The following is a 10344-nucleotide window of genomic DNA, read 5'->3' on the forward strand; positions in this document are numbered from 1 at the left end:
AAGAAGTTGAAAATCGCTTCATCAAGAGAATAAAGAGAGTAACAATGAAATTAGAATCACTAGCATTACATCATGGCTACGAATCCGAAGCTACTACCAAATCTGCTGCTGTACCGATCTATCAAACCACATCATTTACCTTCGACAACACCCAACACGGCGCAGATCTGTTTGACCTGAAAGTACCCGGAAATATCTATACGCGAATCATGAACCCAACCACAGGCGTGTTAGAGCAACGAATCGCGGAAATGGAGGGTGGCATCGGTGCGTTGGCGGTTTCATCTGGCATGTCGGCCATCACATACTCTATTCAATGCTTAACTCGTGCTGGAGATAACATAGTGAGCACGAGTCAATTATATGGTGGCACTTACAATCTGTTTGCTCATACTTTTCCGCAACAAGGAATAGAAGTAAAAATGTGTGACCATCGAGATTTCGAGAAAATGGAATCCTTGATTGATGATAAAACTCGCGCACTGTTCTGTGAATCGATTGGAAATCCCGCCGGCAACATTGTTGATATCAAAAAGCTATCTGAGATAGCGCATCGTCATGGCATTCCAGTTATCGTCGACAATACCGTTGCAACACCTTACATCTGCCAGCCTTTCAAACTTGGCGCCGATATCGTTGTTCACTCTCTAACAAAATACATTGGCGGCCACGGCCTAGCGATCGGCGGCGCCATTGTTGACTCAGGGAATTTTGATTGGGCGGCAAACAAAGAGCGCTTCCCTCTATTTAATGAACCTGATCCGTCATACCATGGTGTGGTCTATACCGAGGTAATGGGTCCTGCTGCCTTTATTGGCCGCTGTCGCGTCGTTCCTCTTCGTAATACCGGTGCCGCATTATCGCCGCATAATGCCTTCTTGATTCTCCAGGGCTTGGAGACCTTAGGCCTTCGTATGGAACGTCACTGCAACAATGCCGAGCGTGTGGCTGAACATCTTGCAAGCCATCCCAAAGTAACTTGGGTTAACTATGCAGGTTTGCCGACCAGTCCTTACTATGAAAACTGTAAAACCTTATGTGGCGGACGCGCCTCAGGCATACTCAGCTTTGGCATCAAAGGAGGCAAAGAAGCCGGTACACGATTTATCGATGCCTTGCAGATGATTCTTCGCCTCGTAAATATTGGCGATGCGAAATCTCTTGCTTGTCATCCAGCTTCAACGACTCACCGTCAACTTGATGCAGAAGAACTAGCTGCGGCAGGAGTGAGTGAAGATCTAGTACGAATTTCTGTAGGGATAGAACATATTGACGATATTATCGCCGATATAGATCAGGCGCTCGAGCAAGCATAACTCGATTGCTTAATACCAAACTTTAGAAACGAAAAGGGAGCGTTATTACACTCCCTTTTTTGAATCTAAGCTCTCATTTGACTTAGGTTTTCGGCAAGGTCACCCCAGTCTGGCCTTGATACTTACCACCGCGATCACGATAGCTAGTCTCACACACTTCGTCCGACTCAAAGAACAACATTTGTGCAACGCCTTCGTTTGCATAAATTTTTGCAGGCAAATTCGTAGTGTTCGAAAACTCAAGCGTTACATGCCCTTCCCATTCTGGCTCCAAAGGCGTGACATTTACGATAATGCCACAACGTGCGTACGTTGATTTGCCAAGACAAACAGTCAGCACGCTTCTTGGAATACGAAAATATTCCACGGTACGCGCTAATGCAAAAGAGTTCGGAGGGATAATACAAACGTCACTATCGATATCAACAAAGCTCGTTTCATCGAAATTCTTCGGATCTACCGTTGCAGAATGTACGTTCGTAAAGATCTTAAATTCGCTCGAGCAACGTACATCATACCCGTAGCTAGATGTGCCATAAGAAATGATACGACCATCATTTCCTTCACGTACTTGTCTCGGCTCAAAAGGTTCAATCATGCCCTCTTGCTCAGCCATTCGACGAATCCACTTATCAGACTTAATCGCCATCGGTTTTCCCCACTATTCAAATTGCGAGCAATCATACAGCGAGAGCATGCGAGAAAAAAGACTCCCGCCGTGCACAAAACTGGAACTTGCTCAAAAAACGCGCAATAATCAGTGATACGGAACAGGATGTATTCGAGACACGTCAATGCTCATGCCAAAGGCGATATAATGGACAAAAAAGGCATCAAACTACTACGCCCTCAAAAGCTAGGTGACCGTTTAGCGTGGTACTTCATTTCCATCGGTTTAATTTTCACACTCGCCGTCTTCATTACCCTCATTGAATACGAAAACCGAATACATACCGAAAAAAGCCAAAGTAGCAGTAAAGAAGCCGTCGGCGCAATCAAAGCGCAATTAGAACGCAACTTATGGAATGTCGACGATGAAGGCGTTCAAACACTTCTTGATGGTTTATCTAGATCTCCAGCAATTACCGGAGTTCAATTAACAGACGAAAATGGTTTTGCAAAACGTTCAGGTAATTTTGAAGATACTGACGCCGACCTTGAGCAAGTCCTTTACTACGAACAACAATACCTAGGCACCCTTCAAGTACAAACAAGCAATTCCTATTTAAACCACGAGTTTGTCGACAGAATTAAACTGCTAGGCATCGCAGCCGCAATTTTTATCGGCTTATTCGCATGCTTTCTTCAAATCATCGTTCGTCGACTTGTGACCGATCACTTGGTCACAATTAGTACCGCCACACGAGATATAGAGCGAACGAAACAAAATCAATATACGCCTATTAAGCTGAATCGTTCCCCGATCAACGATGAATTAACCGATCTAGTTCAGGCATTGAATCAGGCACAGCAGCAAGCGATTGAATTCCGCCAAGCACGCGAGTCATATGAGAATCAATTGGAATATCAGGCAAGTAATGACGCTCTCACTCATTTGCCTAATCGACGTCATATCGAAAAACATCTCACCAATGAAATGGAAAAAATCTCGAAACAAACAGGAGCAAATCGCTTAGCCTTATTCTTTATTGACTTAGATGGATTCAAAGAAGTGAATGACAGTCTAGGCCACAGTGTTGGCGACCGCGTTCTTCAAGCAAGTGCGAAACGTTTAAAAGAACTTATTGCCAATAATAACAATGGCTACGTCGCGCGTTTTGGGGGCGATGAATTCATCGCTACATGCTCCTGCAATACAAAGCGCGAAGCCGAAGATATTGCGGAATCAATCATTCATTCATTTCGTGAAAACTTTGCGCATAACAATGCACAACTGCAGCTCGGGTGTAGTTTAGGTACAGTGTTTTTCCCTGATGATGGTGTAACAACAGAAGAATTGATTCGCAAAGCAGATACCGCGATGTATCACGCCAAAAACTCAGGACGTAATACTTTCGCCTTTTTTGAACCCAGCATGTTGCAAGACGTCATGCTCAAAAACACGATCAAGAACAAACTCCAAAATGCGCTACGCGACGAAAAGCTCGAAATTTATTATCAGCCACTGATTAATCTCAGAGACATGTCGATTAGTGGCTTTGAGGCATTATTGCGCTGGGAAGATGAAGACTTAGGAGAAGTGAGACCCGATCTTTTTATTCCCATTGCTGAACAAACTGGATTGATATTCCATCTCGATCGCTGGGTATTAAGGACCGCATCAAAGCAAGTCAAAATCTGGCGCGACAAATTCGATCGACCCTTCAATTTATCCGTAAACTTCAGCCCAACGAACTTCCATCATCGTGAGATGATGCCTTGGATTCATAACGATCTCGCCCAAGAAAGCGGGCTTGAGTGGGTCGAATTAGAAGTAACCGAACGTCTGGTTCTTAATTACGATGACAACGTAATACAAGGTTTGGAGGAACTACTGAAACTTGGTATCAGCTTCAGTATTGATGACTTTGGGACAGGCTACTCATCACTCGGTTACATCAAAAAGTTCAGTCATATTTTGTCGAAGATCAAAATTGATCGCTTATTCGTGCACGAAATCATCAATCACAGCTCTGACCGCGCATTAGTGCAAAGTATCGTGACGCTTGCTAAAAGCTTGAATATAGAAGTATTAGCAGAAGGGGTAGAGTCTCGTCGCCAAGAAGACGTACTTATTCAATTAGGCTGCGACTACGCCCAAGGATTTATTTATGAAAAACCCTTGGGCGTTGATGATATTCCCGAGTTTTTAGATACATGGCTGAAAACACCACGTGTCGTTCGTAGCTATTAATCGGTCGATACAATAATTTCGGGGAAGTTTCCTTTAGCATCTTGCGTTTGTTTCGAGATTTCGGCCCCAACTTTTCGCGCAATGTCTTTATATAGCAGAGCGACTTCACTATCTGGTTCTGCTGTCACTGTCGGAGCACCAGCATCCATATGTGCACGAATGGTTTGATGCAGAGGCATTTCACCCAACACAGTTGTGTCATAAGCTTCCGCAATGCGTCGACCACCACCTTCACCAAATAATGGTTCATGATGACCACACGCACTGCAAATATGCATACTCATATTTTCAATAACGCCAAAGACTGGAATGTTCACTTTGCGGAACATTTCGATTCCTTTTTTACAATCTAACAACGCTATATCTTGAGGCGTCGTTACGACAATCGATCCTGTCACGGGTACTTTTTGCGCCAAGGTCAACTGGATGTCACCCGTTCCAGGTGGCATATCAATGATCAGGTAATCTAAATCGTTCCAACGTGTTTGCGTTAATAATTGCATCAGCGCGCCACTTACCATTGGTCCTCGCCATACAACTGGAGTTTTATCTGTCACAAGGTAAGCCATGGACATCGACTGAATACCATGCGCTTCGATCGGCACAAACATTTTATCTTCGTAGGTTTCTGGGCGTGCATCTTCAGCAATGCCTAACATCATGCCAACACTCGGGCCGTAAATGTCCGCATCCAAGATGCCAACACTAGCACCTTCCTGTGCAAGCGCTAATGCTAGATTCACAGCACTAGTACTCTTACCTACCCCACCTTTACCAGAGGCAACCGCAATAATGTTTTTAACATTGCTTAAACTCGGCAAGTTATTCTGGGCCTCGTGCGCAAGCACGCGTTGTCCCACTTGGACATCTACACTCGCTACCCCATCTAAATATTCAATCTGAGTACTGAGCAGTTGCTGCACTGCGCCGTGTAACCCTAAGCTTGCATAGGGCAGTTCTATACGAACCGAGACCTTTCCGTCTATCTCCTCAACCGATTTAACTGCACCAATGTCATACAAATTTTGTTGTAAATAAGGGTCGATGTATTGCGCAATCGCATCCTTTAATTCTTCAGCGTTGACCTGACTCATAACTTATCCCCTTATACATAGCACTGACTTGAAAGTTGGCTTCACCCCTCCACTAAATCGAGGCAGATAAAAAAAATTCAAGCTTATAAAGCGAATCTAAGCATATAAGCGTAAGAAAGATGAAAAGTATCGCTTAGATCGGTATGATAGCGCCGCATTTTTCTGTGCTAGGCTCATGCAGCTTAGCAGTGCGATCACAACCTCCTTTTGAATGTTTGAGAGACTTATTCAGTGCGTAAAATTCTTGTTACTAGTGCTCTACCCTATGCGAACGGCCCGATTCACTTAGGCCATTTACTTGAGTATATTCAAACGGATATTTGGGTACGTTTTCAAAAGAGCCGCGGAGAACAATGTACTTATGTGTGTGCCGATGATGCGCATGGCACTGCCATCATGTTACGCGCCGAAAAAGAAGGCATTACACCAGAACAACTAATTGATCGCATCAACCAAGAGCACCAGCGCGACTTTGCTGGATTTTCAGTCGGTTTTGATAACTACTATTCAACGCATTCACCTGAAAACCAAACGCTCGCAGAATCAATCTACACCGCACTAGACAAAAACGGAAAGATCGCCCGTCGTAGCATTACGCAAGCATACGACCCTGAAAAAGAACTGTTCCTAGCAGACCGTTTTGTTAAAGGAACCTGCCCGAAATGTGGCGCTGAAGATCAATATGGTGATAACTGCGAGAACTGCAGTGCAACCTATTCACCAATGGAGTTGATCAACCCTGTTTCTGTAATTTCTGGTGCTACACCAATTGAAAAAGACTCTGAACACTTCTTTTTCAAACTTCCTGAATTCCAAGACTTTTTAAGCGAATGGACACGCAGTGGCACGCTGCAAGATCAAATCGCAAATAAGCTTTCTGAATGGTTAGATGCCGGACTTCAAGAGTGGGATATCTCGCGTGATGCGCCATATTTCGGTTTTGAAATTCCGGAGCAACCAGGCAAGTACTTCTACGTTTGGCTAGATGCTCCGATCGGTTACATGGCGAGTTTCAAAAATCTCTGTGATCGTCGTGACGATCTGGATTTTGACGAATATTGGAAGAAAGACTCAATCACAGAGCTATACCACTTTATTGGTAAAGACATTATCAACTTCCATGCTTTGTTCTGGCCAGCAATGCTGAGCTGCGCTGACTATAGAACGCCTACTGCCGTTCATGCGCACGGTTTTGTCACTGTTAACGGCAAAAAAATGTCGAAATCTCGTGGGACATTTATTAAAGCAAGCACCTATCTTGAACATCTAGATCCAGAGTACTTACGTTATTACTTCGCGGCAAAATTAACGTCGAATGTCGATGATCTCGACTTAAACCTCGAAGATTTTGCTCAGCGAGTTAATTCGGATTTGGTTGGCAAGGTCGTCAATATTGCGAGCCGTTGCGCAGGATTTATCACTAAAAAGTTCGATGGACAATTGGCTGCTCAAGCAAACAACGAGCTGCTGCAGCAATTCATCGAAGCCGGTGATCAAATCGCTGATTTCTATGAAGGCCGAGAGTTTGGTAAAGCCGTACGTAAAATTATGGAGCTTGCAGATATCGCAAACCAATATATCGATGAACAGGCACCATGGGTTGTTGCAAAAGATCCTGAGCAGAGCGAGCTTCTGCACGAAATCTGCTCCAACGGCATCAACATGTTCCGCCAGTTAATGACGTATCTTGGCCCAATTTTGCCTGTCATGCGTGAAAAATCAGAGGCCTTTCTTAATACAGAATTATCGTGGGATGCACGAGAAACTCTCCTGACAGCGCATGCTATTACGAAGTTCAAGCCACTTATGACACGTGTCGAAATGCCTAAAATCGATTCTATGCTTGAGGCTTCAAAAGAAGCGGCAGCTGCCGAAGCGCAATTAGGTAAGAAATACGATGCGCCGGCCAAACAAGAAAATAATGCCGAGCCGATTGCAGACGAAATTGAGTTTGATGACTTCGCCAAAGTTGATTTACGCGTAGCCCTTATCAAAAACGCTGAACACGTTGATGGTGCGAAAAAACTACTCAAGCTAACGCTTGATTTAGGCTTCACCGAAAAACAAGTGTTCTCAGGTATCAAGTCTGCCTATGCGCCTGAAGATCTCGTTGGTAAGCATACGGTGATGGTTGCCAACCTCAAACCAAGAAAAATGAAGTTCGGTATGTCTGAAGGTATGGTTCTAGCAGCTGGCCCTGGTGGCAAAGACATTTGGCTTCTTGAACCTCATGAAGGCGCTCAGCCTGGCATGCGAATTATGTAAGACGCCTGAGAAGTAAGCAGCATGACGGAATATCTACTCATATTAGTGAGCACAATTTTGGTCAACAACTTTGTGCTCGTGCAGTTCCTCGGTTTATGCCCATTCATGGGTGTATCGAATAAGCTTGAAACGGCAATGGGGATGTCCTTTGCGACAACCTTCGTGCTTACTTTGTCTTCAGTGTGTGCGTATCTCGTATACACCTATCTACTAGAACCTTTCGATCTTGCGTATTTGCAGACGATCTCTTTCATTCTAGTTATTGCAGTTGTCGTGCAATTCACAGAACTCGTTGTACGCAAAACAAGCCCTTTGTTGTACCGCGTACTGGGTATTTTCCTTCCGTTGATCACAACAAACTGCGCAGTACTTGGCGTTGCTTTACTCAACATCAAAAAGCAAAACGGATTTGTCGAATCCATTCTGTATGGCTTCGGCGCAGCGATTGGTTTTTCTCTCGTTATGATATTGTTTTCGGCGATGCGAGAACGTCTTGCGTTCGCTGATATTCCGAATGCATTTAAAGGCTCAGCTATCGGAATGATCACCGCTGGTCTTATGTCATTAGCATTTATGGGCTTTACCGGATTGGTGGCGTTCTAATGTCCATTGCAGTAACCGCAATTATCGTTTTATTAAGCTTAGCCGTAGTCTTTGGTGCGATTTTAGGATTTGCAGCGATACGTTTTCGTGTAGAAGGCAACCCTATCGTTGATCAAATTGATGATCTACTACCCCAAACTCAATGTGGACAATGTGGTCACCCAGGATGCCGCCCATATGCTGAAGCCATCTCAAATGGTGAAGACATTAATAAGTGTCCGCCTGGTGGTGAAGCAACGATCCAAGCTCTTGCAGATCTTTTAGATGTCGAGCCTTTACCACTCGATGCAGAGCATGGTGAAGAAAAAGCGAAGCAAGTCGCCGTCATTCGCGAAGACGAATGCATTGGCTGTACCAAATGCATTCAGGCGTGTCCGGTCGATGCGATATTAGGCGCAGCCAAGCACATGCATACGGTCATCGCATCAGAATGCACAGGCTGTGATCTGTGTATTGAGCCTTGCCCAGTCGACTGTATCGACATGGTTGAAGTAGACAATGGCATTGCAGGTTGGCACTGGTCAGCACCGCAGTCGTCGATCATAACGACAGATAAAGGTGCAGCATAATGGCAAAGCTTCGTATTGCGCATAATAATTCACGCACACTGCATGATTTTCACGGCGGTATACACCCTGAAGAAAACAAGACACAAAGTACCCAACTAGGTATACAAAAAGCGAGTCTACCTTCGACACTCATCGTTCCGCTTCAACAACACGTAGGGAAGTCCGCAAAGGTCCTTGTGAACGCTGGCGACCGAGTTCTGAAAGGCCAATTAATTGCAGACGCAGATGGTGTAATCAGCGCCTGTGTGCACGCACCAAGCTCTGGTGTGGTTCGAGAAATAAGCGATCAAGCCATTGCACACCCATCAGGATTAAGCGCTCCATGTGTTGTCATTGATACCGACGGCGAAGATCAATGGTGCGAACTAGAAGCACATGAAGATTATCTAAATCTTGAGCGCGAAAAAGTCCTTAAGTGTATTCGTCGTGCGGGCGTTGCTGGCATGGGCGGAGCTGGCTTTCCAAGTGAAGTAAAACTCCACCCAGCAAACCAAAAGAAACTCAAGACACTGGTCATTAATGGTGTGGAGTGCGAGCCGTATATCACCTCCGATGACATGTTAATGCGCACCTATGCCGACGAAATGCTACGCGGCATAGAGATCATGGCGCGCCTACTTGAGCCGCAACATATCGTATTAGCGATCGAAGACAACAAGGCTGAAGCTTATACCGCAATTCAAGAAGCACTTGCCGAACATCAAGGCCATACTAGTGCCAGCCAATACACGATTGAACTTGCAGTCATCCCCACTAAATACCCATCTGGTGGTGAAAAACAGCTTATCTATATTCTGACAGGTGAAGAAGTGCCTAGCGGCGGCATCCCTGCCGATATCGGCGTCGTATGCCAAAATGTCGCAACGGCTCGTGCAGTGTATCGCGCAGTTCGCTACGGAGAGCCATTGATCTCGCGCATCACAACGCTCACCGGTGATCAGTTCAAAAAATCATGCAATGTTGAATCGCTTATCGGTACACCGATGTCGCACTTGCTCCAGGAATTTCAGTTTCAAGATAGTCGCGATGCGCGCTTAATCATTGGCGGTCCAATGATGGGTTACACCATCGAACAGCTCGATACGCCGGTCGTTAAAACAACAAACTGTATTCTTGCGCCGTCTGCCAAAGAGTTGCCATTTGAAGATCAAGCTCAAGCCTGCATCCGTTGTGGCCTTTGTACAGAAGCCTGCCCAGCAGAGTTATTGCCTCAGCAACTATATTGGTTCTCTCGTTCTGCCGAGTATGAAAAAGCTGAACAGCACAATCTATTTGATTGCATCGAATGTGGCGCCTGTGCCTATGTTTGTCCTAGTTCCATTCCACTCGTTCAGCACTACCGACACGCAAAAGGTGAGATAAAAGCAAAACGCCTGGACACAGACAAATCAGAAAAAGCCCGTATTCGTTTTGAAGCACGCCAAGAACGTTTAGAACGTGAAGCGCAAGAAAAAGAAGCGAAACGAAAAGCACGCGCAGAAGCAGCAGCGAAATTACAAGCCGAGAAAAAAGCAGCGGCAGCCAATGCCGAATCTGTTGATCCAAAAAAAGCCGCTATTGAAGCAGCATTAGCGCGCAAAAACGCGAGCAAAGCAGAAACCGTTTCGGCACAAGTCTCCGTTGAAGAATTACAAGGCAACTTA

The 10344-nt window shown here is 45.2% G+C and carries 8 protein-coding genes; 6 read left to right on the forward strand and 2 right to left on the reverse strand.

All coding sequences use genetic code 11. The annotated features are described in order from the left end of the window. The first annotated feature begins 44 nt into the window (after positions 1-44). On the forward strand, positions 45-1316 hold the full coding sequence (locus tag A3739_RS12205; protein ID WP_068483269.1) for an O-acetylhomoserine aminocarboxypropyltransferase/cysteine synthase family protein: 1272 nt from the start codon (positions 45-47) through the stop codon (positions 1314-1316). A gap of 82 nt (positions 1317-1398) precedes the next feature. Here the strand turns inward: A3739_RS12205 and dcd are convergent, their stop codons facing one another. Next, positions 1399-1965, reverse strand: coding sequence for a dCTP deaminase (dcd, locus tag A3739_RS12210; RefSeq protein WP_068479760.1), 567 nt, complete (start codon positions 1963-1965; stop codon positions 1399-1401). Between the two features lie 168 nt (positions 1966-2133). Here dcd and A3739_RS12215 point away from each other — a divergent pair, with 168 nt between their 5' ends. After that, on the forward strand, positions 2134-4170 hold the full coding sequence (locus A3739_RS12215) for a bifunctional diguanylate cyclase/phosphodiesterase (RefSeq protein WP_068483266.1): 2037 nt from the start codon (positions 2134-2136) through the stop codon (positions 4168-4170). On the opposite strand, the gene apbC is transcribed toward A3739_RS12215, so the two are convergent. Continuing rightward, positions 4167-5264 (reverse strand): iron-sulfur cluster carrier protein ApbC, encoded by a 1098-nt coding sequence (gene apbC / locus A3739_RS12220; protein ID WP_068501543.1) that lies wholly within the window; start codon positions 5262-5264, stop codon positions 4167-4169. The genes A3739_RS12215 and apbC overlap by 4 nt on opposite strands. A 231-nt stretch (positions 5265-5495) precedes the next feature. Here apbC and metG point away from each other — a divergent pair, with 231 nt between their 5' ends. From metG to rsxC, 4 genes are all read left to right on the forward strand, one after another. Continuing rightward, positions 5496-7529 carry a methionine--tRNA ligase gene (metG, locus tag A3739_RS12225; RefSeq protein ID WP_068482867.1) on the forward strand — a complete coding sequence of 678 codons (2034 nt, stop codon included), beginning with the start codon at positions 5496-5498 and terminating at the stop codon, positions 7527-7529. Between the two features lie 21 nt (positions 7530-7550). Then, complete coding sequence (gene rsxA / locus A3739_RS12230; RefSeq protein WP_068476022.1) at positions 7551-8132, forward strand: electron transport complex subunit RsxA; 582 nt, start codon at positions 7551-7553, stop codon at positions 8130-8132. After that, positions 8132-8701, forward strand: a complete 570-nt coding sequence (gene rsxB, locus A3739_RS12235) for an electron transport complex subunit RsxB (RefSeq protein WP_068482863.1) — start codon at positions 8132-8134, stop codon at positions 8699-8701. The genes rsxA and rsxB overlap by 1 nt, the downstream gene beginning before the upstream one ends. Continuing rightward, positions 8701-10344, forward strand: a 1644-nt coding sequence (gene rsxC / locus A3739_RS12240) for an electron transport complex subunit RsxC (protein ID WP_068501546.1), incomplete at its 3' end; no start/stop codon positions are given. The genes rsxB and rsxC, both read left to right, overlap by 1 nt.

Source organism: Oleiphilus sp. HI0067 (assembly GCF_001635735.1).